Annotated in this window: 20 protein-coding genes; 6 read left to right on the plus strand and 14 right to left on the minus strand. The window is 67.6% G+C overall.

Annotated features, from left to right (window positions below):
- Positions 1–16: 16 nt before the first annotated feature.
- The 4 genes from ACD584_RS01885 to ACD584_RS01900 all read right to left on the minus strand — a co-directional run bounded on the left by ACD584_RS01885 (position 17) and on the right by ACD584_RS01900 (position 3,461).
- On the minus strand, positions 17–319 hold the full coding sequence (locus tag ACD584_RS01885; protein WP_011035523.1) for a hypothetical protein: 303 nt from the start codon (positions 317–319) through the stop codon (positions 17–19).
- Positions 320–481: 162 nt separating this feature from the next.
- Complete coding sequence (dkgB, locus tag ACD584_RS01890; protein WP_076037446.1) at positions 482–1,285, minus strand: 2,5-didehydrogluconate reductase DkgB; 804 nt, start codon at positions 1,283–1,285, stop codon at positions 482–484.
- Between the two features lie 66 nt (positions 1,286–1,351).
- Positions 1,352–2,380 carry an NADP-dependent oxidoreductase gene (locus tag ACD584_RS01895; RefSeq protein WP_076037445.1) on the minus strand — a complete coding sequence of 343 codons (1,029 nt, stop codon included), beginning with the start codon at positions 2,378–2,380 and terminating at the stop codon, positions 1,352–1,354.
- A gap of 112 nt (positions 2,381–2,492) precedes the next feature.
- Complete coding sequence (locus ACD584_RS01900; RefSeq protein ID WP_076037444.1) at positions 2,493–3,461, minus strand: aldo/keto reductase; 969 nt, start codon at positions 3,459–3,461, stop codon at positions 2,493–2,495.
- A gap of 195 nt (positions 3,462–3,656) precedes the next feature.
- Here ACD584_RS01900 and ACD584_RS01905 point away from each other — a divergent pair, with 195 nt between their 5' ends.
- Together ACD584_RS01905 and ACD584_RS01910 are read left to right on the plus strand one after the other, a co-directional pair.
- Positions 3,657–4,511: a class I SAM-dependent methyltransferase gene (locus ACD584_RS01905; protein ID WP_042597825.1), complete on the plus strand. Its 855-nt coding sequence runs from the start codon at positions 3,657–3,659 to the stop codon at positions 4,509–4,511.
- 588 nt (positions 4,512–5,099) lie between these two features.
- The gene (locus tag ACD584_RS01910; RefSeq protein WP_050911967.1) at positions 5,100–5,663 is read left to right on the plus strand and encodes a pseudouridine synthase; all 564 of its coding nucleotides are present in this window, start codon (positions 5,100–5,102) and stop codon (positions 5,661–5,663) included.
- A gap of 340 nt (positions 5,664–6,003) precedes the next feature.
- Here ACD584_RS01910 and ACD584_RS01915 read toward each other — a convergent pair whose 3' ends face one another.
- Positions 6,004–6,435, minus strand: a complete 432-nt coding sequence (locus ACD584_RS01915) for a hypothetical protein (RefSeq protein WP_011035529.1) — start codon at positions 6,433–6,435, stop codon at positions 6,004–6,006.
- Between the two features lie 393 nt (positions 6,436–6,828).
- Positions 6,829–9,330 (minus strand): ATP-dependent helicase HrpB, encoded by a 2,502-nt coding sequence (hrpB, locus tag ACD584_RS01920; protein WP_175611732.1) that lies wholly within the window; start codon positions 9,328–9,330, stop codon positions 6,829–6,831.
- 162 nt (positions 9,331–9,492) lie between these two features.
- Here hrpB and ACD584_RS01925 point away from each other — a divergent pair, with 162 nt between their 5' ends.
- A complete protein-coding gene (locus ACD584_RS01925) occupies positions 9,493–11,610 on the plus strand; it encodes a methyl-accepting chemotaxis protein (protein ID WP_175611731.1) in 2,118 nt (705 codons plus the stop codon).
- A 306-nt stretch (positions 11,611–11,916) separates the two neighbouring features.
- Here ACD584_RS01925 and ACD584_RS01930 read toward each other — a convergent pair whose 3' ends face one another.
- The 8 genes from ACD584_RS01930 to ACD584_RS01965 form a co-directional block, all read right to left on the minus strand.
- A complete protein-coding gene (locus ACD584_RS01930) occupies positions 11,917–12,390 on the minus strand; it encodes a DUF1456 family protein (protein ID WP_014509376.1) in 474 nt (157 codons plus the stop codon).
- 116 nt (positions 12,391–12,506) lie between these two features.
- Positions 12,507–12,866 carry a hydroxyisourate hydrolase gene (gene uraH, locus ACD584_RS01935; RefSeq protein ID WP_076037442.1) on the minus strand — a complete coding sequence of 120 codons (360 nt, stop codon included), beginning with the start codon at positions 12,864–12,866 and terminating at the stop codon, positions 12,507–12,509.
- Positions 12,836–14,257 carry an FAD-dependent urate hydroxylase HpyO gene (hpyO, locus tag ACD584_RS01940; RefSeq protein WP_076037441.1) on the minus strand — a complete coding sequence of 474 codons (1,422 nt, stop codon included), beginning with the start codon at positions 14,255–14,257 and terminating at the stop codon, positions 12,836–12,838. Before hpyO ends, uraH begins: the two co-directional genes overlap by 31 nt.
- Positions 14,254–14,745 (minus strand): 2-oxo-4-hydroxy-4-carboxy-5-ureidoimidazoline decarboxylase, encoded by a 492-nt coding sequence (uraD, locus tag ACD584_RS01945; protein WP_070689418.1) that lies wholly within the window; start codon positions 14,743–14,745, stop codon positions 14,254–14,256. The genes hpyO and uraD overlap by 4 nt, the downstream gene beginning before the upstream one ends.
- Entirely contained in the window at positions 14,742–15,137 is a 396-nt protein-coding gene (gene hpxZ, locus ACD584_RS01950; RefSeq protein ID WP_076037440.1) for an oxalurate catabolism protein HpxZ, read from the minus strand. The genes uraD and hpxZ overlap by 4 nt, the downstream gene beginning before the upstream one ends.
- The gene (puuE, locus tag ACD584_RS01955) at positions 15,134–16,024 is read right to left on the minus strand and encodes an allantoinase PuuE (protein WP_076037439.1); all 891 of its coding nucleotides are present in this window, start codon (positions 16,022–16,024) and stop codon (positions 15,134–15,136) included. The genes hpxZ and puuE overlap by 4 nt, the downstream gene beginning before the upstream one ends.
- Positions 16,021–17,277: an alanine--glyoxylate aminotransferase family protein gene (locus tag ACD584_RS01960; RefSeq protein ID WP_076037438.1), complete on the minus strand. Its 1,257-nt coding sequence runs from the start codon at positions 17,275–17,277 to the stop codon at positions 16,021–16,023. Before ACD584_RS01960 ends, puuE begins: the two co-directional genes overlap by 4 nt.
- Positions 17,267–18,538 carry an allantoate amidohydrolase gene (locus tag ACD584_RS01965; protein ID WP_076037437.1) on the minus strand — a complete coding sequence of 424 codons (1,272 nt, stop codon included), beginning with the start codon at positions 18,536–18,538 and terminating at the stop codon, positions 17,267–17,269. The genes ACD584_RS01960 and ACD584_RS01965 overlap by 11 nt, the downstream gene beginning before the upstream one ends.
- A gap of 317 nt (positions 18,539–18,855) precedes the next feature.
- On the opposite strand from ACD584_RS01965, the gene ACD584_RS01970 reads away from it, so the two are divergent.
- From ACD584_RS01970 to ACD584_RS01980, 3 genes are all read left to right on the plus strand, one after another.
- On the plus strand, positions 18,856–19,749 hold the full coding sequence (locus ACD584_RS01970; protein ID WP_016944922.1) for a LysR family transcriptional regulator: 894 nt from the start codon (positions 18,856–18,858) through the stop codon (positions 19,747–19,749).
- A 33-nt stretch (positions 19,750–19,782) separates the two neighbouring features.
- Complete coding sequence (locus ACD584_RS01975; protein WP_343124421.1) at positions 19,783–19,965, plus strand: hypothetical protein; 183 nt, start codon at positions 19,783–19,785, stop codon at positions 19,963–19,965.
- Positions 19,966–20,932: 967 nt separating this feature from the next.
- A complete protein-coding gene (locus ACD584_RS01980; RefSeq protein ID WP_076037435.1) occupies positions 20,933–22,129 on the plus strand; it encodes an MFS transporter in 1,197 nt (398 codons plus the stop codon).
- Positions 22,130–22,257 lie beyond the last annotated feature (128 nt).

A 22,257-nucleotide genomic window follows, 5' to 3' on the forward strand; every position in this document is an offset into this window, starting at 1 on the left:
AGCGCGCAATGCGCGCCTAGTGACGCACCGCGGCGTCTTCCATATGCCGCCATGCCTGCCGCACGATCCAGCGCGCCTGATCCCAGGGCACCGATAACGTGGGCTGATAACGGTAGTAGCCGTCCTGAAGGACCCGATACAGCTGCGCCTCGGTGGCGCGCGGGTAGGCCAGGTAGATGTCGTAGCCGAGCGTGAGCACGCGTGCGTAATCGGCGAAGTCGTAACCGCCCAGATGACCCTCGGCGTGGATGCCGCGCCAGTAGGAAATCTCGGCGTCGACATTGACGACGCGCTGGGTCGAAACAGATGCGGTGTGCATGGGTAGGACTTCGTGGTCGAGACTACCCCCCTGTTTTTGCACCCTAGCAGCGGCTTGGCCGCGCAGCCAGCGCATGGCGACGAGCGGTGCAGCAGTGCCGCGCCATCCGCACCGGCGGCGTGCCGGTACGGATGCAAACCATCGCGTGTGTCGCAGTCAGGCTCAGTCCCAGTCGGGCGCAATCGCTTTCGGGTTGGCCAGGCGTTCGCCACGGTCCAGCGCGGCGATCTCGGCCATGTCCTGCTCACTCAGGTGCAGGCTCTGCGCCTTGAGGTTGCTTTCCAGATTCGCCCGCTTGGTCGAGGACGGAATCACCGAATAGCCCTGCTGCAGCGCCCAGGCCAGCGTGACCTGCGCCGGCGTGGCGTCGTGGCGCTTGGCGATCGCCTGGATCACCGGATCCTTGAGCACTTCGCCCACGGCCAGGGTCATGTACGAGGTGACATGGATGCCGTGCTCGCGCAGGAACGCGATCAGCGTGCGGTTCTGCAGGTACGGATGCACTTCGATCTGGTTGGTGGCGATCGCATCGGCGCCGAGGATCTCGATTGCCTGGCGCGTGAGCGCAATGGTGAAGTTGGAGACGCCGATCGCGCGGGTCAGCCCCTGCGCCTTGGCATCGGCCAGCGCCTCCAGATACTCGCGCATCGGCACCTGGTCCTTGGGCGAGGGCCAGTGGATCAGGGTGAGGTCGACATAATCGGTGCCGAGCTTGCGCAGGCTTTCCTGCAGGCTGGGCTGCAGCGTGTCGCGGCTGAACCGGTCCCCCCAGATCTTGGTGGTCACAAACAGCTGCTCGCGCGGGATGCCGGCATCGGCAATGGCCTGGCCAACCTGCGCTTCGTTGTCGTAGATCTGTGCGGTATCGATGGCGCTATACCCCAGCGCCAGCGCGTTGCGCACCGAGTCGATGACAACCTGGTCCTTGAGGCGAAACGTACCGAGGCCAAATGCGGGGACAGTCATGAGGTTCCTTGCGTGTTGGGAGGTGGTAAGTGAGGCAGTGATACGGATGCAGGTATGGAGCGCGACTCAGTCGAGTGCGACCACGGCCTTGCCGAAGTTTTCGCCGCGCAGCAGGCTGATCAGCCCTTGTGGTGCGCTGTCCAGGCCGTGCAGCACGTGCTCGCGGTACTGGATCTTGTCCTCGCGCAGCCACTGGCCCATTTCGCGTAAAAACGCCGGCATCAGGCGGATGAAATCGTGCTGGATGAAGCCGCGCACGGTCAGGCGCTTGCGCAACACCTGGCCGATGAAATCAGGCAGCCGATCCGGCCCGGGCGCGACCTGGCCGCGGCTGTTGTAGGTGGCCACCACGCCGCACACCGGGATGCGCGCGAAATCGTTGAGCTGCGGCACCACTGCATCGAACACCTTGCCGCCGACGTTTTCGAAATAGACGTCGATGCCGTCCGGCGTGGCGGCGCGTAGTTGCGTAGCAAAATCCTCGGCGCGGTGATCCAGTGCCACGTCGACACGCAGCGTGTCGCGCAGGTAGCGGACTTTTTCTTCGCCACCGGCGATGGCTACCACACGCAGCCCTTGCAGGCGCGCCAGCTGGGCCACGGTGGCACCGACCGGCCCGCTGGCCGCCGCCACCACCAGGGTTTCGCCGGCTTGCGGCTTGCCGATCTCGTGCAGGCCGGCGTAAGCGGTGAAGCCCGGCATGCCGTACACACCGAGCGCGGTGCTCAACGGCAGCGCATCGTCCTTGGGCAGCTTGCGCAGCGGCGCGGTGGGCTCCAGCACGGTGTGGGTCTGCCAACCGCCGCCCAGCACCAGCAGCTCGCCTGGGTGGTAATCGGGATGGTTCGATTCCAGCACCTCGCCCACGGTGCCGCCTTCCATGACCGCATCGATGGCGACCGGCGCGGCGTACGAGGGGCCTTCGTCCATGCGACCGCGCATGTACGGGTCCAGTGACAAAAAGCGATTGCGGACCAGGATCTGGTTGTGCCCGGTTGGCGGCACCGGGGCGTCTTCGATGCGGAAGTTGTCGGTGCCGGGTTCGCCGTGCGGGCGTGAGGCCAGCACGATGCGGCGGTTGGTCAGCGATGTCATGCGAGTTCCTCGCGGAAGGGACCGCGCAAGGCGCGGTCGTGGGGGCACAGCCGCGGTGCGGCTGCGCGAGGTGAGTGAATGGCGAGCGCGGTGGCGCAGTGGCTGATGCGGATCAGGCGCCGGCCGGTTCCGCTGCGCTGGCCTCGTCGAGCTGCGCGATCTGCGCATCGCTGAGCGTGATCTGCCCGGCCGCCAGCACGTCCTGCAACTGGGTCACGCTGGTGGCGCTGACGATCGGCGCGGTGACACTGGGGCGCGCAATCAACCACGCCAGCGCAACCTGTGCAGGCGTGGCGGTGTGGGTGGCGGCCAGATCATCCAGCGCCTGCAGGATGCGCAAGCCACGCGGATTGACATATTGCTTGACCACCGAGGCACCACGCGCGCTGCTCTTGCCGGCGTCATCGGCGCTGCGGTATTTGCCGCTGAGAAAACCGCTGGCCAGCGAGTAGTAACTGATCACGCCCAGGCCGCGTTCCTGCACCAGCGGCTCCAACTCCTCTTCGAAGCCGGCGCGGTCGTAGAGGTTGTATTCGGGCTGCAGGCTTTCATAGCGCGGCAGGTTGTATTGCGCCGACACATCCAGCGCATCGCGCAGGCGCGCTGCCGTGTAGTTGGAGGCGCCGATCGCACGCACCTTGCCCTGTTCGATCAGCCGGCCGAATGCGGCCAGCGTGGCTTCCAGCGGAATCGATTGGTCGTCTTCGTGTGCCTGGTACAGATCGATCACATCGGTCTGCAGGCGCGACAGCGAATCGTCCACCGCCGCTGCGATGTTGTCCGGCGACAGGCCCGGATGTTCGCTCCACTTGGCGACCTTGGTGGCGATCAGCACCTTGTCGCGTTTGCCGCTGCGGGCCAGCCAGCGGCCGATGATGGTTTCCGATTCGCCACCGCGATTGCCGGGCACCCAACCGGAGTACGCGTCGGCAGTATCGATCATGTTGAAGCCGGCATCGACGAAGGCGTCGAGCAACGCGAACGAGGTGGCCTCGTCGGCGCTCCAGCCAAACACGTTGCCACCGAACACGATCGGCTGGACTTGCAGGCCGGAGCGGCCAAGCGCACGGGAGTGGGGCATCACAGGGCTCCTGTTTCGAACTGGCCACAGGATAGTCATGCCCGGTGCTGTTGCGTGTGACATCGGTGTGGATTCAGCGTTCCGCACACCGCGCTGCCGCGCTCACGGAAATTGAACACGCCGCGCCAGGCGTGCGTGGTGCGGTGCAGCCTGCATGCTAGGCTCGCGCTACTTTTCCCGGAGGAGGGCGCTGCGATGATCCGCAACAAACTGGCCTGTGCATGCGTGGTAGGTGTGACATTGGCGATGAGCGCGCCGTTGGTGATGGCGATGAAGCCGGCGGACACCGCCACGCTTCCCGCTCCCGACGCGGCGTTGCAGGCTGCTATTGATGGCACGTGGCGCGACCGCGTGTACGTGCAGCGCGACGTGTACCGCCACCCGGGCCAGACGCTGGCCTTCTTCGGCATCAAGCCCACCCAGACCGTTATCGAGATCACCCCCGGTGGTGGCTGGTATTCGGAAATCCTGGCGCCGTACCTGCGCGAGAAGGGCAAGTACGTGGGGGCGGTGGTCGACCCGGCCGCGGTGCCGGAAGGGCGCAGCCGCGACTACGCGCAGCGTGCACGCGACGGCTTGGAAAAGAAGTTCACCGCTAAGCCGGACATCTACGGCAAGCCCACCCTGGTGGCGTACAACCCGACCGCGCCCAGCTTCGGCGCGGACAATTCTGCAGACCTGGTGCTGACCTTCCGCAACGTGCACAACTGGCGCATGGCAGGCCAGGCCGAGTCGATGTTCAAGAGCTTCTACAAGGTGCTCAAGCCCGGCGGCGTGCTCGGGGTGGTCGAGCACCGTGCCAAGACCGATGTGCCGGCCGATGACAAGAGCGGCTACGTGGGCCAGGCGCAGGTGATCGCCATGGCCGAGGCGGCCGGCTTCACCCTGGCCGGCAAGAGCGAGCTCAATGCCAACCCGCGCGACACCAAGGATTACCCGGGTGGCGTGTGGACCCTGCCGCCGAGCAATAGCCACGACGCAGCCGACGCTGCCAAGTACAAGGCGATCGGTGAGAGCGACCGCATGACCCTCAAGTTCGTCAAGCGCTGATCGCGGCGATGCGGTGGCTGCGCCGGCCAATGGGCTGGCGCAGCTTCTGCTGGGTTGATGGCAGTTGGTAAGTGGTGCGGCGCTGTGCGTGTCTGCGCCATTTTTGTTGCTTTGAATTGGCTCAGGGCGTGGTGAGTGCTGCGCATTGCCGGGTACTTTTGTGACTCATCAGTGCGCCTATAAGGCGTCTTGCAATGAGATCGACGAATTGCTCACTGATGCAAGTCGTAATTCGCAATTCGCAAACCGCATGAGCCGTAGATATTGGTTGCACGTGCACAGCCGCTGAGCTACGCCGTACCCTGTATCACCGACACTTCGCTAAGGATCGGCAATGCGGGGTAACGGCCGATCAGCAGCCGCGAGCATGAGTGCTTGGTTGAAGCGATCGCACATGCTGTGCCTTCAGGGACCTCCCAGAGGGCGTAGTGTCTTCGGGAACAAGGGAACAGCTGCTGCGTCACTGTCGTCAGCGCGTTCCCTGAGATGTGGGTTGCGCACCGCAGCTCCATGTGCTGCCCGCGATTTCCCACGCGCTGCCGATTGCCCGATCATGTCGCCTTCCGCGATCTGCCTGGATGGGCTCCGATGTTGGTGCTGTTGAACAAGCCGTACGGTGTGCTGTCGCAATTCAGCGACCGCTCCACGCCACCCAAGCGCACGCTGGCCGAGTTCGGCCTGCCGCCGCAGGTGTACGCGGCCGGGCGCCTGGACCACGACAGCGAAGGCCTGCTGCTGCTCACCGACGATGGCCCGCTGGCGCATCGGCTGACCGACCCGCGCCACAAGCAGCCCAAGACGTATTGGGTGCAGGTGGAAGGCGACCCGGATGCGGCACAGCTGCAGGCGCTATGCGATGGCGTGCTGCTCAACGACGGCCCGACGCGCCCGGCCAACGTACGCAGGCTGGAGTGCGCACCGACGTTGTGGCCGCGCGATCCGCCGGTGCGTGTGCGCAAGACCGTGCCCGATGCCTGGCTGGAAGTGCAGATCACCGAGGGACGCAACCGCCAGGTGCGGCGCATGACGGCGTCGGTGGGCCTGCCCACCTTGCGCCTGGTGCGGGTGGCTATCGGTGCGTGGTCGCTGGCGTCGCTACAGCCCGGGCAGTGGCGCGTGGACGACGCGCGTGCGGTGCGGCCGGCGCGTTGATCGGTCGAGGCCTGCGTCATCCTGGTCACGTGCAACCGTTGCGCTGAGAAGGCCGTCGGGCGTACAGGCGCGAACAGTGCTGATTGCGCGGTCGATGCACGACGCTGCTCCGCGTTGCCAGTGCCGTACGGTCACCGGATGGCGCCTGGCCGCGCAAATGGCTGCCAGCTTGCATGCAGTGTCTTGCGACTCACCGCTGAGCTGAAGACGCTAGACGCCGGAACCAAGCCGCAAGAACGAAGACGCACGTGCGTCCCTAGACCGCCGGAAACATCCGGTGCCACAACGAAAAACGCCACGGTGTCAGCCGTGGCGTTAAAGGGTGTTACAGCGCGGCCGATTATTCGATGCCGTCGCTCGGTGTCACTGCACCGCGGCGCTGGTACGCGGCGCGACGGGCATTGGCATTGCTCGCGTGCTCACGGTCCAGACGATGCACGTTGCCGCCCAGCACTTCCTGATCGCGCTTGCGCTTGCGATACACCGCATAGCCGATCAGGCCGAGGCCAGCGACCGCTGCGGCGACCGTGACGGCCGGATTACGCTTGACCAGCCGCGTGGCAACCTTGCCGCCGGTGCGTACGGCACCGAGCGCTGCGCCCGTCTTCAACCACTCGCTGGCACCGGGTCCGAAGTGGCGCAGGCTGCTGCCGGCATGACGTGCCTGGTCGCCCGCATTGGAAGCCGCGTGACGCAGGTGGTCGCCGGCATTGCCTGCCAGTTCCAGGGCACGCTCCAGGGCGCGTTCGGTGATCACTGTCAGCTTGCTCATTGGGGGCGTTTCCTTTCTGAGTATCGTGGGGCGCAGTCTGTGCGCTGGCGCGTATAGGCAGTGTTAGCGCGGCCGCGCGCGTTTTGCTCGCGGTTAGGATTGGCGCGCGGCGGGCTGCTCGGCAGCGCTGGCCGGGGACGGCGGTTGGCGTGGGGCAGAGCACGCTGCGGACCGCAGTTTTATCGTGGCAAGCGCGGCGCTCTGCAGCTGCACAAGGGTACGTGGCGCTATCCGCGTGGCGCGTGCCAAAACAAAATCGAGGCTTTTGCGCACGGGCAAAGTCCGGACTCGTAATACGCGCCGCGTTGCCTGACGCTCAGGCCACAGTTTGCCGAGGTTTGCGCACGCATCGCACGGCACGCATCCCTGCGCCCATGCAGCCGCACGATCGCCTCAGGTGCCCCTGGGTTTGGCCCGATGCGTGGCGTTGGCGGTCCAGGGATCGTCTGGCCAGGGGTGCCGTGGATAGCGGCCTTTCATTTCCTTTTTGACGTCCGGGTAGGTGGTGGCCCAGAAACTCTTCAGGTCCTGGGTCACCTGCAACGGCCGCCCGCCCGGGGAGAGCAGGTGCAGGGTGAGCGGGATGCGGCCATCGGCCACGCGCGGGGTTTCGGCCAGGCCGAACAGCTCCTGCAGTTTGACCGCCAGCACCGGCGGCAGCGGCTGCTGGTCGTGATCCAGCGCGTAGGTGATGGCGCGCTCCAAGCCCGAGGGCACGCTGATGCGGGTGGGCGCGTGGCGGTCGATGGCCTGGCGGCGCTCCCAGGGCAACGCGGCCTTGAGTGCATCGCCCAGGCTGGCTTCGTCCAGCGCATCCAGCCGGGTCTTGCCGGCGAACGCCGGGCGCAGCCAGTGGTCGAGCGAGGCCAGCAGTGCGGTGTCGGAGAGGTCCGGCAGGCCGAGTTCCGGCATCCATGCGCGCAGCGACACCACCCGCGCGCGCCACTGGCGCAGCCCATCGGTCCACGGCAAGGCGTCCAGCCCGAGCTGGCGGACCGCCTCGGTGAGTGCGGCGGCGGCCTGGGCCGGGTCGACGCGGCCGGCCGGGCGGCTGTCCAGCACGATGCGGTCGAAGCTGGACTGCCGCCGTGCAACCAGTGCGCGTTTGTCGGCATCCCACTGCACCACGTCCTGCTGCACGAAGCGCTCGGGCACGCTCTGGCGCAGATAGCCTTCGTCCACCGGTGCGGCGCGCAGCAACAAGGCGTCCTTGGCTTCGTAACGCAATTCGCTGGCCACCAGCCACGGCTCGCCGCGCAGGTCGCTGTGGTCGAACAGGCGCGCGCTGCGGCCATTGGCCAGCAGGTAGCGCAGCGGGTCAGTGGGGTGGCGTGCGGCGATGCGGTCCGGAAACGCATGCGAGAGCAGATCGCCCAGCGCATGTGCTTCCACACTGGTGGGTGGGGTGGCATCGCAGCGCAGGCGGCGGCGCCATTGTTTGGCGGCGGCATCGATCGCGGCCAGCGCACCGCGGTTGGCGTCCGCGCCAGTGCGGCCCTGGCGGAACGCAGCCAGCGCCCGCCAGCGCGCGGCCAGCCCGTCGCCGCCCTGGCGGAGGGGGTCGCGGGCTTCCAGCAGTGCGGCCAGGTCGCAGGCCAGCGCCAGCCGCGCCGATGTGCCGGCCTGTGCCAGCAGTGCGGCCAGGCGCGGGTGCGTGCCCAGGGCCAGCATCCGCCGTCCCAACGCGGTGATACCGCCCCCTGCGTTCAAACCGCCCAGCCGCTGCAACAGCTCGCGCGCGGCGGCCAGTGCGCCGCTGGGCGGGGCATCGACGAAGCGCAGCGCATCGCTGCCCCAGGCCGCCAGTTCCAGCGCCAGGCCGGTCAGTTCCACCTGGGTGATCTCGGCGCGGCGCTGCGGCTCCAGTCGCTGCGATTGCGGCCACAGCCGGTAGGCCCAGCCGCTGGACACGCGCCCGGCGCGGCCGGCGCGTTGATCGGCCGAGGCCTGCGCGATATTGGTCACGTCCAGCCGCGAAAAGCCGCTGTTGGGGTCGTAATGCGGCTCGCGCGCCAGCCCGCTGTCGATCACCACGCGCACGCCCGGCAACGTCACCGACGACTCTGCCACGTTGGTGGCCAGCACCACGCGGCGCCGGCCCTGCGGGTCGGGCTGCAGCACCTGGCTTTGTGCCTCCACCGGCAGCTCGCCGTGCAGCGGCAGCAGTTGCATTGCTGGATCCAGCGCGTCCTGCAAGGCCGCCTGCACGCGTGCGATCTCGCGTTGACCGGGCAGGAACACCAGCACGTCGCCAGGATGCGTGGCCAGCGCATGTTCCACCGCGCGGCGGGTCTGCGGCTCCAGCGCTTCGTCGCGGCGCGCTGGAAAATGCGCCACTTCCACCGGGTAGCTGCGCCCGGCACTGCTCAGCCGCGGGGCATCGAGAAAACTGGCCAGGCGCTCGCCATCCAGCGTGGCCGACATCGCCACGATGCGCAGGTCCTCGCGCACCTGGCTCTGCACATCCAGCGCCAACGCCAGACCCAGGTCGCCGGCCAGATGCCGTTCGTGGAATTCGTCGAAGAGCAGCGCGCCCACGCGTTCCAGCATCGGGTCGTCCTGCAGCATGCGGGTCAGGATGCCCTCGGTGACTACCTCGATCCGCGTGCGCGCGGAGGTCTTGTTCTCGAAGCGGATGCGGTAGCCCACGGTCTCGCCGACCGGCTCGCCGAGCTGGCGCGCCATGAACAGCGCGGCGCTGCGCGCGGCCACCCGGCGCGGTTCCAGCATCACGATGCTGCGGCCCGCCAGCCAGGGGGCATCCAGCAGCGCCAACGGCACCTGGGTGGTCTTGCCGGCGCCGGGCGGCGCTTCCAGCACCAGGCGCGGATGGGCGGCGAGGCTGTCGCGGATCTGCGGCAGCAGCGGGGAAATCGGAAAGGCAGGGTCACTCATGCGCGGCAAGGATACTGGGGGCGGGGTGGCGCGGGCGATGACCGGCCGTGTCCGGGACTGACCCACCCGGTGTCCGTGGCCCGTCCGCCGTGGCCTGCCGCAGACTTCAGTGCCAGACAGAGGCGTCGATATCAACAAGACATCCTCCAGTGAATCTCCGGTATGTCCTCCCCGTCCTCCCGCTTCATCAGTCTGCAAAGCAAATTGCTTGGCGCGCTCGCGCTGGGTCTATCGATCATCCTGCTGTGCGCGCTCGGGGGCCTGGGAACCGCGTGGTTGAGCCTGTCCGGCAAGGTGCCGCTGGAAGTGGCGCAGGCATCGGCGAGCGAAGAGGTCACCCGCGATTTCCGCATGCAGGTGCAGGAATGGAAGAATGTGTTGATCCGCGGCCGCGACCCGGCGCAGCTGGACAAACACTTGAGCGCCTTCCGCGCGCAGGGCAGCAAGGTGCAGGCCGGTACCGAAGCGCTGGCCAAGACCCTGTCGGATGCGCAGGCACACGCGCTGGCGCAGGAATTCGCCAAGGCGCATCTGACCCTGCAGGCGCATTACGAAGCCGCTTTGGGCAAGTTCGCCGATGCCGGCTATGACACCCAGGTGGGCGATGCGCTGGTGAAGGGGCAGGACCGCGCGCCCAGCCAGGCCCTGGAGGCACTGGTGACCCGCGCCAAGACGCTGGCCGACGCCGCGGTGCTCGCCAGTGCCCAGGCAGCGCAGCAGAAGCTGGTGTATGCCGGCGTGGCGACGATTGCCGCGGCGCTGTGCCTGGTGGTGGTGCTGGGCTGGTGGATCCGCCGCTCCATCGTGCGCCCGATCGAAATCGTGGCGCGCGCGGCGCGTTCGGTGGCGGCCGGCGATCTGGCCGCACGTGCGGTGATCGGCAACCGCGATGAAATCGGCCTGCTGGGCCAGGCCATGACCCAGGTGGTCAGCACGCTCGCCGATGTTTCCAGCGCGCAGGCCGACATGGCGCAGCGGCATGAAGCCGGCGAAATGAGCTACCGGATGGACGCCGACGCATTCCCGGGTGCCTACGGCCGCATGGTGGGCGACACCAATGGCCTGGTGGGTGCGCAGGTGGGCCTGATCGGCGACATGTTGCAGGTGATGCAGCATTACGCGGTGGGCGACATGTCGGTGGACATGCCGCGTTTGCCGGGCGAAAAGGCGCGCATCACCGAAGCCATGGACACCACCAAGCACAACCTGGCCGCCATCAACGGCGAAATCCGCGGGCTGGTCGAGGCCGCGGCAGCCGGCGACTTCGCCACGCGCGGCAATGCGCAGGCGTATCAGTTCGAATTTCGCGGCATGGTGGAAGGCCTCAATGGCCTCATGCACAACGTGGACCACAACCTGGGCGAGCTGTCGCAGTTGCTCAAGGCCATTGCCGACGGCGACCTGACCGCGCGCATGCACGGCAACCAGCAAGGCGTATTCGCGCGCATGCGTGACGATGCCAACGCCACCGTGCAGCGGCTCACCGACATCGTCGGCGACATCACGCTGGCGGCGCAGACCATCCGCACTGCTTCGGCGGAAATTGCCGCCGGCAATGCCGACCTGGCCCAACGCACCGAACAACAGGCCGCCAACCTGGAAGAAACTGCCGCCTCGATGGAGGAACTCACCTCGACCGTGCGGCAGAACGCCGACACCGCGCAGCAGGCCAGTCGCGGCGCGCAGGCAGCAGCCGACATCGCCGGCCGTGGCGGCGACATGGTGGGCAGCGTGGTGGAGACGATGGGTGAGATCGAAGTGTCGTCAAAGAAGATCGCCGAGATCATCAGCGTCATCGACGGCATCGCGTTCCAGACCAATATCCTGGCCCTGAACGCCGCGGTAGAAGCGGCGCGCGCCGGCGAGCAGGGCCGTGGATTTGCGGTAGTGGCCTCGGAAGTGCGTGCGCTGGCGCAGCGCTCGGCCGGTGCCGCCAAGGAGGTCAAGCACTTGATCGACGCCTCGGTGGATAGCGTCGAACGCGGCAGTGCACGGGTGGAGCAGGCCGGGCAGACCATGCAGCAGATCGTGCAGTCGGTGCAGCAGGTCACCACCTTGATCGCGGAGATTTCTGCGGCGTCGCGCGAGCAGTCGTCCGGCATCGAACAGGTGGCACGCACGGTCAACGACATGGACGAAACCACCCAGCGCAACGCCGCGCTGGTGGAAGAAGCCTCGGCCGCGGCACGTGCGATGGAAGAACAGGCCGTGGAACTGAGCGAAGCGGTCTCGGTGTTCCGCCTGGATGCACGTCGCCCGCGTCTGGTGGCGGCTGCCTGAGCAAGCACATCGACCTGGCGATGTGGCCGTGTCATCAGGCTGCATCGAGGTCATGCGTGTCGCAGCGTGGGTGCATTGCTCTCTTCTCGCACACTGCGATGCGTGCAGGGGCGGCGCACTGGCGTGCCGAGCTTCATCACCCGCAACGGCCGTTGCCCGGCAGGTCGCGTTGGGGCGGCCGCGAGACGCCGTCAGCGGCGGTCAGAGGGTGCAATGCTGCGAAGGGACCGGAATGTACGCGTCGTCCATGCCGGTTCCACGCACATGGCCGCCTGCCGGTTGAGCAGGCGTCTGCTGGTCGGAGGCTTACCCGGCTTCGCGCATGCGGGCGGTGAGGCCCTTGAGGAAGGCGCGTAGCAGTTGGTCGCCGCAGGGGCGGAAGTTCTTGTGGCCGGGTTGGCGGAACAGCGCCGACAGTTCCGGCTTGGACAGCGGGAAACCGGCGTTGGCGAAAATGGAGTGCATGTCCACGTCCTTCAGTTCGAAGGCCACGCGCAGCTTCTTCAGCACCAGGTTGTTGCCGACGCGGGTTTCCAGCGGGCGCGGCGGCTGGCTTTCGTCGCGGCCGCGGAAGCGCAGCACCAGGCCATCCAGAAAGCGCGCCAGCATCGCATCGGTGCAGGGCTCGAAACCGGGCTCGTCTTCCTTCTTCAGCCAGGCCTGCACCTGCGGCTTGTCGAGCGCGAACGCGGGGTCGGCGAGCTGGGCGATCTCCACCACCTTGTCGTCGCTGAGGTCGAGCATGTAGCGGATGCTGCGCAGTACATCGTTGTGAATCATGGCGGTTCCGGAGCTCCGGCGCAGTGCCGGAAAGCGGCCATTCTACGGGCGCGCGGTGAAACCGGGCGTGTGGTCGGTGCCGCTTGCGCCGGTGACGCGGCCCACACCGGCGCAGATCAGCTGCCGCGATACGTGGAATAGCCGTAAGGCGACAGCAGCAGCGGCACGTGGTAATGGCCATGCTCGCCCAGGTTGAAGACGATCGGCACCATCTCCAGGAACGGCGGGTCGGCCAGCGCGGTGCCGCTGGCCTGCCAGTAGCCGGCCACGTCGAATTCCAGCCGGTGGCGGCCCCCGGCCAGGTGCAGCGTGGCCAGGGCCGGGCAGCGCCCATCGGCGTCGGTGGCCGCCTCCAGGCACAGGGTGTCGCCGGCGAACAGGCGCAGCGCGACGCCCGCAGCCGGCCGGCCGGCGGCGGTGTCGAGCACATGCGTGGAGAGCGTGCTCATGCCACCGCCTGGGTGGGCTGCGGCCATTGGCCGACGAATTCGGCCTGGTCGTAGCCCAGGTAGGCCTCGACCATGGCCTGGCGATCGTCCAGAAACAGCTGGTCGGCCACCGCCCGTGCCAGCCGCGGCAGCGCCACTTTCAGCCCCGACAACGCTGCTGCAGACAAGCCGTGGTTGATCAGCGCCGAATAGTTGAAGGCGAACAGCCCGTGCACCGCGGCGGCATCGTCGGGCGTGCGGGGCAGTAGCTCGAATCCAGGGCCCAGGTAGGGGTGCGCGTCCAGCACCGGATTGGCCTGGCCGGGCGGGGCCTGGTAGCGGTCGGCCCAGCAGGCGATGCGCCCGGATAGCGCAGCCAGCTCCGGGCGCAGCCGCGGGTCGGTGACCAGGCCGGTGGCGATGGCCAGGAAGTCGAAGCGGTGCTCGCCCTGCGGGGTGCGCACCACCACCGCGTCGTTGCGTTCTTCCACGCCCAGCCATGGCGCGTCCAGGTGCAGCGCAAAGCCGGCATGCGCGCAGGCGCGCTGGAAGGTGTCGTTGGTGGGCGGTTGGTTGCGGCCGAAGAAGCTGGCCATCATGCGGTACTTGTCGGCGTCGGGCAGGGCGGCGAAGCGCGGAATGATGCCGGCCTGTTCCATGTGGCGGATCGGGTTGACCCGCGGCAGCGCGGCGCGGCGCACGAACACCTCCGCACGCGCCACGCCCTGGTCCAGCGCGAAGCAGGCGTTGTCGAACGCCGAGGCGCCGCCGCCCAGGATGCCCACGCGCTTGCCGGCCAGTGCGGCGTAATCGATGGGCCCGGAGGTATGCGCGTAGCGCTGCGCCGGCAGGGCCTGGGTGATCCACTCCGGCACCTGCCATTGGCCGCCGCCCTGGATGCCGGTGGCCAGGATGATCTTGCGCGCCATCAGCGGCGCACCCATCGCCAGGTGCAGGCGATGGATGCCGGGCGCGGCGTCTGGCTCGATGCGCACCAGTTGGGTGGCATTGCGCACCGGCAGCCGCAGCGCCGCGCGGTACCAGCGCAGGTAGTCCATCCAGGTGCCGCGCGGAATCTTGTCCAGCGCGTCCCAGCCGGCGGCGCCGTGCTGCGCTTCCCACCAGGCGCGGAAGGTGAGCGTGGGCACGCCGAGGTCGATCGAGGTGATCTGCTTGGGCGTGCGCAGCGTCTGCATGCGTGCGTAGGTGACCCAGGGGCCTTCCTGCCCGGGCGGGTTTTCGTCGATCACCAACACGTTCTGCACGCGCTCGCGTTGCAGGGCGAAGGCCGCGCCCAGGCCGCTCTGCCCGGCGCCGACGATGACCACGTCGTACACATGGCCGGCCGGATGCACGCGCGGGCGCACCCAGGGTTCGCCGCCGTGGGCGAGGCGTTGCAGGTCGTGTTGCAGCGCGTGTTCGAGTTGAGCCAGGCTCATGGCAATGCCTCCAGGCGCAGGTGCACGATCTTGCCGATCTCGGCGAGGGCGGTGGCGATTTCGTCGTTGCGTGATGCGTCCAGGCGGCGCTGCAGTTCGGCCAGGATTCCGGCCTTGTCCTGCAGGCGCACGCAGATCACGAAGGGGAATCCAAAGCGCTGCCGGTAGGCGTGGTTGAGTGCGTGGAAGCGGTGGAATTCGTCTTCGTCGAGCCGGTCCAGGCCGGCCGAGGCCTGCTCGGCGGCGGAGGCGGCGGTGAGGGTGCGGTCGATTGCGGCCTTGCCGGCCAGCTCTGGATGCGCGCGGATCAGCGCCAGCTGATCGTCGGGTGAGGCGTCGTACACCACCTGCATCAATCCGCCAAACACATCGTTGAACGGGCGGCGGCGCGCAGCGCGTTCGACCACCCACGGCGAATGCTCGAACAGCGCGCGGTAGCGCGCCACGAAAGCAGCAGTGTCCAGCGCGTTGGCATCGATCACGCTCATGCGTGGCTGCCCTGCAGCGAGACGTGCGCAGCCACCACTTTCCAGCCGTCGGCAAAGCGCACCCAGGTCTGGCTCTGGCGGCCGTGCGCGGTGCTGCCGTCGCGGACAAATTCCGCATGCGTGGTGGCAAGATCCTGGCCGAAGCCGTGCACCGCAACGTGCACGAGCTGGCGCTGCGGCGAGCCGCCACGACCGATGCGAAATGCACGGATCGCCTCGCTGCCGTACAGCACTTCGCCCACGCCATAACGCACCGTGCTTGGCGCCGCATGGAACAGCGCATCCATCGCGGCGATATCGTCGTGCATCAAGGCCTGCTCATACGCGTGGAACGCCGCGGTGACCTCGGCGATCACCTCCGGCAGATCGATGCTGGCCGTGTCGATGCTCATGCCGGGTGTACCTGCAGCCAGTGGCGCGCGATGTCGATACGGCGTGCAACCCAGGCATCGCCACTGGCCAGCACGTGATCGACAAAACGTGCCAGCGCTGCAGCACGCGCCGGCTTGCCGACGATGCGCCCGTGCAGGCCGATGGAGAGCATGCGCCCGCCTTCGCTGCGCAGCTGTTCGAAGCTGTCGTGCAGATAGCGGAAGAACGGCTCGCCATCGGCAAAACCATTGTAGGCGACGAATTTCATGTCGTTGACATCGAGCGTGTACGGCACGATCAGCTGCGCGCGGCCGTGGCGCCGGTCGTAGTACGGCACGTCGTCGGCATAGCTGTCGGCGTCGTAGACAAAGCCGCCTTCCTCGGCCACCAGACGCGCGGTGTTGGGGCTGGTGCGGCCTTGATACCAGCCAAGCGGGCGGCTGCCGGTGACTTGCGTATGCAGGGCGATGGCCTCGGCCAGATGCGCGCGTTCGGTGGCTGCATCCACGTGCTGGTAGTCGATCCAGCGCAACCCGTGGCTGGCGATTTCCCAGTCGGCCGATTGCATCGCGGCCACCGCCTCGGGATTGGAAGCAAGCGCGGTGGCAACACCGAACACGGTGACCGGCACGCCGCGCGCGCTGAACAGCCGATGCAGCCGCCAGAACCCGGCGCGGCTGCCGTATTCGTACAGGCTTTCCATCGCCATGGCGCGTGCGCCCGGATGCGAGGGTGCGCCGACCATTTCCGACAGGAACGCCTCCGAACCGGCATCGCCGTTGAGCACGCAGTTTTCCGCGCCTTCTTCATGGTTGATGACGAACTGCACGGCGATGCGCGCGCCACCTGGCCATTGCGCCGGTGGCGGCGTGGCGCCATAACCGACCAGGTCGCGCGCCGCACTCATGCAGCCGGCTCCGCATGCCAGGCGGCGCGTGCGGCTTCGACCGCCAGGCCTTGGGTGCAGGCGTAGCCCTCGGCGCGCAGCACCGCTTCCAGTGCGGCCAGGGTGAGCAGTACCTTGTGCTTCATCGCGTTGTAGCCCATCGCACCGATGCGCCAAATCCTGCCTTGCAGCGGTCCGAACGCGGTGCCGATCTCGATTTCAAAATCCTCGCGCATGCGCCGACGCACCGCTTCGCTGTCGACGCCGTGCGGGATCACCACGCCGGTGACATTGCTCATGCGGTGCGCATCGTCGCCGAACACCTCCAGCCCCAGTGCGCGCACGCCGGCACTAACCGCGCGGCCGGCAGCCGCATGCCGCGCGTAGCGCGCCTCCAGGCCTTCCTGCAAGGCCACGCGTGCGCATTCGCGTGCGCCGTACAGCATGGTGGTGGCTTCGGTGTGGTGGTTGAGGCGCTTGTCGGACCAGTAATCCATGATCATCGCCAGGTCGAAATAATTGGAAGCGATGCGTGGGCCGCTGCCGTTGGCGATGTCCTCGCGCACGATGCCGCGTTCGACATGCCGCCGCGCAAAGATCGCCTCCGCTGCCGCGGCAGAGACGGTGATCGGCGCCGAGCCGGACGGCCCGCCCAGGCATTTCTGCAAGCCGGCGGTGACCACGTCCACCTCCCAGCGGTCGCTGGCGATATCCATGCCGCCGATGGTGGCGGTGGCGTCCACGTAAGACAGCGCGCCGGCCGCCCGGCACAGCGCGCCCAGGCCATCGAGCGGCTGCGCCATGGTGGTGGAGGTGTCGCCGTGCACGGTGGCCACCAGCTTGGGTGCCACGCGTGCGATCGCCTCGGCAATCGCCGCCAGCGGCACCACCTCGCCCCACGGCGCATCCACGGTGTGGACCTCGGCGCCGAGCCGGCCAAGGATTTCGGTCAGCAACAAACCGAAGCGGCCGAAGTTGATCACCAGCACGCGGTCGCCCGGCTGCACCAGCGACACCAGCGCGGCTTCGATGCCGGCGCGCGCCGTGCCATCGACCAGAAAGGTCCAGCGGTTCTGGGTGCCGAACAAGGGGCGGTACAGCGCCATCACCTCGTTCATGTAGGTGGTCATTTCCGGGTCGAACTGGCCAAGCAGGTCGGCCGCCATCGCACGCAGCACGCGTGGATGCGCATTGACCGGGCCGGGGCCCATCAACAGGCGTTGCGGCGGATCCAGTTCGCCGAAGGTGTGCAGGTGGCGCAGGTCAGGTGCCAATGGGAGCTCCGAAGTGGTCGATGAAATGGCGCATCACCACCAGGGCGACCTCGGCATCGGCCGGGTCGACGTGTTCGTCCGGATGATGGCTGATGCCGCCGGCGCAGCGCACGAACAGCATCGCGGTGGGGCAGAGCGCCGCCATCACCATGGCGTCGTGCCCGGCGCCGGAGACCAGCGGCCGTGGTGTGATGCCCTGCGCGGCGACCGCCTGCGTCAGACGAGCGATCAATGCCGGCGCGCAGGGGCTGGCCGCCAGTGCTTGCAGCGGCTCGACGGCGATGGCAACGCCGCGCGCGGCAGCCACCTGCTCCAGGGCGCGTTCGATCTGCGCCACTGCAGCGTCGCGGCGGTGGTCATCGCCGGCGCGCACGTCCAGCGTGCAGTCCACGCGGCCGGGCACGACGTTGATGGCGCCGGGGGCGACCTCCAGCTTGCCAACGGTGGCAACCAGATCGTCGCCGCCACTGCGCGCAATCTGCTCGATCATCAGCAGCGCTTCGGCCGCCGCGCTCAAGGCGTCGCGGCGCAGCGTCATGGTGGTGGTGCCGGCGTGACCGGCGCAGCCGTCGAAGCGCAGCCGAAAGCGCCGTTGCGCGGCGATGCCGGTGACGATGCCAACCGGCAGCTGCGCGGCTTCCAGCACCGGGCCTTGTTCGATATGCGTTTCCAGATACGCCAGCACGCTGCCCGGCGCGCGCGCGGCCTCGTGTAGGCGTGCAGCGTCCAGGCCCCACGCAGCCAGCGCGGTGGCCACGTCGACGCCGTCTGGATCGCGCACGGCCAGGGCGGCCGCATCCAGCGTGCCGGCCACCGCGCGGCTACAGAACATCGATGCCGGAAAGCGCGAGCCTTCTTCATCGCCGAACCCAATGACTTCTATCGCAAACGGCAGCCGGCGCCCTTGCGCGTGCAGCGCGGCCACGCATTCGATGCCGAGCAGCACGCCCAGCGGGCCGTCATAGCGCCCGGCCGCGCGCACGCTGTCCAGGTGGCTGCCGATCAACAGCGTCGGAGCGTGCGCATGCGCGCCTTCGTAGCGCCCGACCAGATTGGCGGCCGCATCCAGGCGCACCTGCATGCCGGCCTGGCGCATCCACGTACCCACCTGCTCGGTGGTGGCGCGATGCGCCGGGCTGAGCCAGCTGCGGAACAGACCGGTGGAGGTGTCGCTGAAAGGCGCCACGCCCAGCGCATCACAGCGCGCCACGGCCCGTGCGCCGGAGGCAACCGGGGCGCTGCTGGCTACCGCACTCAGCATGCGGTGATCCTGCAGTGGTGGGACAGGGCGAACGCAGCGGTGGGCTGGGGCATGTCTGCGTGCTCGATGTCGTGGCCCGTGTTGCGGGGGCGGGAGGGGGGGCGTCTCGACTATACGAACGTGGTCGTGTCGCCCCAAAGCGGTTTTTTTCGAGGTTGGCGTTGCAAAAAATGCGACGGGCCTGGAGCGAGCACCCGCACAGAGGAGCGCGGACACACGCAGCGGCCGAATTCCGTGCTGCGGGCATCGCCGACCGGGCGTGCCAGGCCCATTGCCGGACTGTTACAGTCGGGGCGGGGCATGAATCGGATTCACCAATGGCGCGCGATAATTTCAAGGACCTGCTGGCGCTGATCGCCATCGTGCGGGAAGGCAGCTTCACCCGGGCTGCGGCAAAGCTGGGGGTGTCGCAGTCGGCGCTCAGCCACACCATCCGCGGGCTGGAAGCGACGCTCGGCCTGCGCCTGCTCACCCGCACCACCCGCAGCGTGGCGCCGACCGAGGCCGGCGAGCGCCTGATCCAGACGGTGGCGCCGCGCTTTGCCGAGATCGAAGAGGCGCTGTCGGCGCTGAGCGAGATGCGCGACACCCCGGCTGGCAGCGTGCGCATCACCGCCACCGACTATGCCGCGCGCGAAATCCTGTGGCCCAAGCTGGCGGTGCTGCTGCGCCAGTACCCGGACATCAAGGTGGAACTGGTGGTGGACAACGGCCTGACCGACATCGTGGCCGACCGTTACGATCTCGGCGTGCGCCTGGGCGACCAGGTGGAAAAAGACATGATCGCCGCGCGCATCGCCCCGGACATGCGCATGGCATTGATCGCCTCGCCCGCCTATCTGGAACGCCGGCCGCTGCCCAGGACCCCGCAGGATCTCACTGCGCACCTGTGCATCAACCTGCGCATGACCAGCGCTGGCGGCATCTACGCCTGGGAACTGGAAAAGGACGGCCGCGAGATCGCAGTGCGGGTGGAGGGCCAGCTCACCTTCAACAGCATCTATGAAGCATTGGATGCGGCGCTGCAGGGATTCGGCATTGCCTTCGTGCAGGAAGACCTGGCGCGGCCGCACATCAAGGCCGGGCGGCTGCGCTGGGTGATGAAGGACTGGTCACCCACCTGGCCCGGCCTGCATGCGTTCTACCCCAGCCGCCGGCATTCCTCGCCCGCGTTCAACCTAGTGCTGGAGGCGCTGCGGCATAAGGGCTGAGGGTTGCGCTGGTGTTGGGACGCGGTCGAAATGGTGACCGTGTATCTGGCCAGGGAGCTGGGGCCGCGCAGTACCACGGTCAACACGTTGGCGCCCGGCGCCATTGCCACTGACTTTCTCGGCGGCGCGGTGCGCGACACGCCGGCCTACACCAACGCTGTCGTCATCGCACACCACGTAGGAGCGCGCTCGCGCGCGACGAAGCTGCCCCGGTAACGCCCGATCGCGCGCAAGCGCGCTCCTACGACCGCCGACGCGTGCGGAAGTGTCGTGACATCAGACCAGACACAGCGGATTCGCCTGTTTGGCAGAGGTGTCGTATGCGTGACTGTAGCCGCCATCCGTGATGGCGGTACACATCACGTAGGAGCGCGCTTGCGCGCGATGAAGCTGTCTCGGTGACGCCCCATCGCGCGCAAGCGCGCTCCTACTACCGCCGACGCGTGTGGGAGTGCCGGGACATCAGACCAGGCGCCGCAGCTTTGCCTGTTTAGCGGAGGCGTTGCACGCGTGACTGTGACTGCCATCCGTGACGGCGGAGCACATCATGTAGGAGCGCGCTTGCGCGCGATGAAGCTGTCGCGGTGACGCCCATCGCGCGCAAGCACGCTCCTACGACTGCCGACGCGTGTGGGAGTGCCGGGACATCAGACCAGGCGCCGCAGATTCGACTGTTTGGCAGAGGTGTCGTATGCGTGACTGTAGCCGCCATGCGTGATGACGGCACATCACGTAGGAGCGCGCTCGCGCGCGATGAAGCTGTCCCGGTAACACCCCATCGCGCGCAAGCGCGCGCCTACGGAGGGCATGTGCGTGGCCAGCCGGCGCCGCGTTCCGCACCGGGCGCACGACCTCCGCCCAAGCCTCAGTAGACAGATGCCGCAGAAGGCCAGGCAGCGGCAAGCACCCGATCCAATGAACAGCGCTCATAAGCCCATGCGGCTTGGCCAGCTTTATCGCACTGGCCCTCCTGCGTACGCTGCGCAGCCTGGCGTTGACCGTATTGAGGCTTGCAACGCTGCGTGCATTGCGGCGTGGGCGTTACGCGCCAACCGTGACTTCTTCAGAACAATGCCTCACAGCGCAGCGTATGCGCACGCCACAGCTCGGTGCTCCCACGCCGTCGATGTGCGGCGCTAAAGCGCAGTGGCGCTCTCCCGTTCCAGTCTTCAAAGGATCCTGCATGTCTTCCGCATCCACTGCTTCCGCCGCTATGCGCCCAGCGCCCAGCGCCAGCCGCCAGACCTGGAGTGCGGTGGGCTCGTTGTCGTTGTGCGTGGCGTTGTTGATCGCCTCCGAGTTCATGCCGGTCAGCCTGCTCACGCCGATCGCGGCCGATCTGCATGCCACTGCCGGCATGGCCGGGCAGGCGATCTCCATCTCGGGGTTGTTTGCGGTGCTGGCCAGCCTGCTCATCGCGCCAGTCACATCGCGCTTCAATCGCCGGCATGTGCTGATCAGCCTGAGCGCGGTGATGTTGCTGTCGTTGCTGCTGATCGCCAATGCGCATTCGTTCGGCATGTTGATGGCGGCGCGTGCGCTGCTGGGGATCACTATCGGTGGTTTTTGGGCGCTGGCCACCGCCACGGTGATGCGCATGATGCCCGAGGAGGCGGTACCCAAGGCGCTGGGCATCGTCTACATCGGCAACGCGGTGGCGACCGCACTTGCCGCGCCGTTGGGTAGCTATCTGGGCGCGGTGATCGGCTGGCGTGGCGTGTTCTGGGGCATGGTGCCGTTGGTGGCGCTGACCATCGCCTGGCAGTGGCGCAGCCTGCCCTCCTTGCCTGCGCAGGGCGGCACCTCGCTGGGCAGCATCGTTGCATTGCTCAAGCGTCGCTACGTGGCGCGCGCGATGCTGGCGATCATGTTGGGCTTCGCCGGTGCGTTCTCTGCGTTTACGTATTTCCGTCCGTTCCTGGAGAACGCCGCGCACGTGGATGTATCGCACTTGTCGTTGCTGCTGCTCGGGCTGGGACTGGCCGGTTTTGCCGGCACCTATGCCGCCACGGCCCTGCTGCCGAAGCGCTTGTTCAGCCTGCTCACGGTGTTACCGGTGGCGTTGGGCGTGGCCACCATGGCGATGCTGCTGACCAGCCATCTGCTGTGGGGCGTGGCGATTGTGATGATTGCGTGGGGCACGCTCAATTCGGCATTGCCGGTGGCGTGGTCCACCTGGCTGAGCCGCTGCATCAAGGACGCACCGGAAGCCGGTGGCGGCCTGATTGTGGCCGCCATCCAGCTGGCCATCATGCTCGGTGGCGCGCTGGGCGGCGTGCTGCTGGATCACGTCTCCATCGCCGCCACCTTCATCGGTGCCAGCGTGCTGCTGCTGGCTGCATCGCTGGTGGCCGGTAATGGCGCGCGGTTGCGGCCTTGACCGCCAAATTCGCTTCAATTTCAGGCGAAGCGGCGAGACGGTTTTAGGGTTTACGCGGCCTGCTGCGGTGAGCCACTTACGCCTGATCTGGCTGGTGTTCTCAGCGACTGGTTTGCATGTGCGATCTG

Source organism: Xanthomonas sp. NCPPB 2922, from assembly GCF_041520885.1.
Classification (GTDB): Bacteria; Pseudomonadota; Gammaproteobacteria; order Xanthomonadales; family Xanthomonadaceae; genus Xanthomonas; species Xanthomonas campestris.

What these genes read in the sequence shown, in the direction of transcription:
- ACD584_RS01885 (WP_011035523.1), bottom strand. Translation starts at nt 319, where the DNA reads ATGCACACCGCATCTGTTTCGACCCAGCGCGTCGTCAATGTCGACGCC.
- dkgB (WP_076037446.1), bottom strand. Translation starts at nt 1,285, where the DNA reads ATGACTGTCCCCGCATTTGGCCTCGGTACGTTTCGCCTCAAGGACCAG.
- ACD584_RS01895 (WP_076037445.1), bottom strand. Translation starts at nt 2,380, where the DNA reads ATGACATCGCTGACCAACCGCCGCATCGTGCTGGCCTCACGCCCGCAC.
- ACD584_RS01900 (WP_076037444.1), bottom strand. Translation starts at nt 3,461, where the DNA reads ATGCCCCACTCCCGTGCGCTTGGCCGCTCCGGCCTGCAAGTCCAGCCG.
- ACD584_RS01905 (WP_042597825.1), top strand. Translation starts at nt 3,657, where the DNA reads ATGATCCGCAACAAACTGGCCTGTGCATGCGTGGTAGGTGTGACATTG.
- ACD584_RS01910 (WP_050911967.1), top strand. Translation starts at nt 5,100, where the DNA reads ATGTTGGTGCTGTTGAACAAGCCGTACGGTGTGCTGTCGCAATTCAGC.
- ACD584_RS01915 (WP_011035529.1), bottom strand. Translation starts at nt 6,435, where the DNA reads ATGAGCAAGCTGACAGTGATCACCGAACGCGCCCTGGAGCGTGCCCTG.
- hrpB (WP_175611732.1), bottom strand. Translation starts at nt 9,330, where the DNA reads ATGAGTGACCCTGCCTTTCCGATTTCCCCGCTGCTGCCGCAGATCCGC.
- ACD584_RS01925 (WP_175611731.1), top strand. Translation starts at nt 9,493, where the DNA reads ATGTCCTCCCCGTCCTCCCGCTTCATCAGTCTGCAAAGCAAATTGCTT.
- ACD584_RS01930 (WP_014509376.1), bottom strand. Translation starts at nt 12,390, where the DNA reads ATGATTCACAACGATGTACTGCGCAGCATCCGCTACATGCTCGACCTC.
- uraH (WP_076037442.1), bottom strand. Translation starts at nt 12,866, where the DNA reads ATGGCCGCAGCCCACCCAGGCGGTGGCATGAGCACGCTCTCCACGCAT.
- hpyO (WP_076037441.1), bottom strand. Translation starts at nt 14,257, where the DNA reads ATGAGCCTGGCTCAACTCGAACACGCGCTGCAACACGACCTGCAACGC.
- uraD (WP_070689418.1), bottom strand. Translation starts at nt 14,745, where the DNA reads ATGAGCGTGATCGATGCCAACGCGCTGGACACTGCTGCTTTCGTGGCG.
- hpxZ (WP_076037440.1), bottom strand. Translation starts at nt 15,137, where the DNA reads ATGAGCATCGACACGGCCAGCATCGATCTGCCGGAGGTGATCGCCGAG.
- puuE (WP_076037439.1), bottom strand. Translation starts at nt 16,024, where the DNA reads ATGAGTGCGGCGCGCGACCTGGTCGGTTATGGCGCCACGCCGCCACCG.
- ACD584_RS01965 (WP_076037437.1), bottom strand. Translation starts at nt 18,538, where the DNA reads ATGCTGAGTGCGGTAGCCAGCAGCGCCCCGGTTGCCTCCGGCGCACGG.
- ACD584_RS01970 (WP_016944922.1), top strand. Translation starts at nt 18,856, where the DNA reads ATGGCGCGCGATAATTTCAAGGACCTGCTGGCGCTGATCGCCATCGTG.
- ACD584_RS01980 (WP_076037435.1), top strand. Translation starts at nt 20,933, where the DNA reads ATGTCTTCCGCATCCACTGCTTCCGCCGCTATGCGCCCAGCGCCCAGC.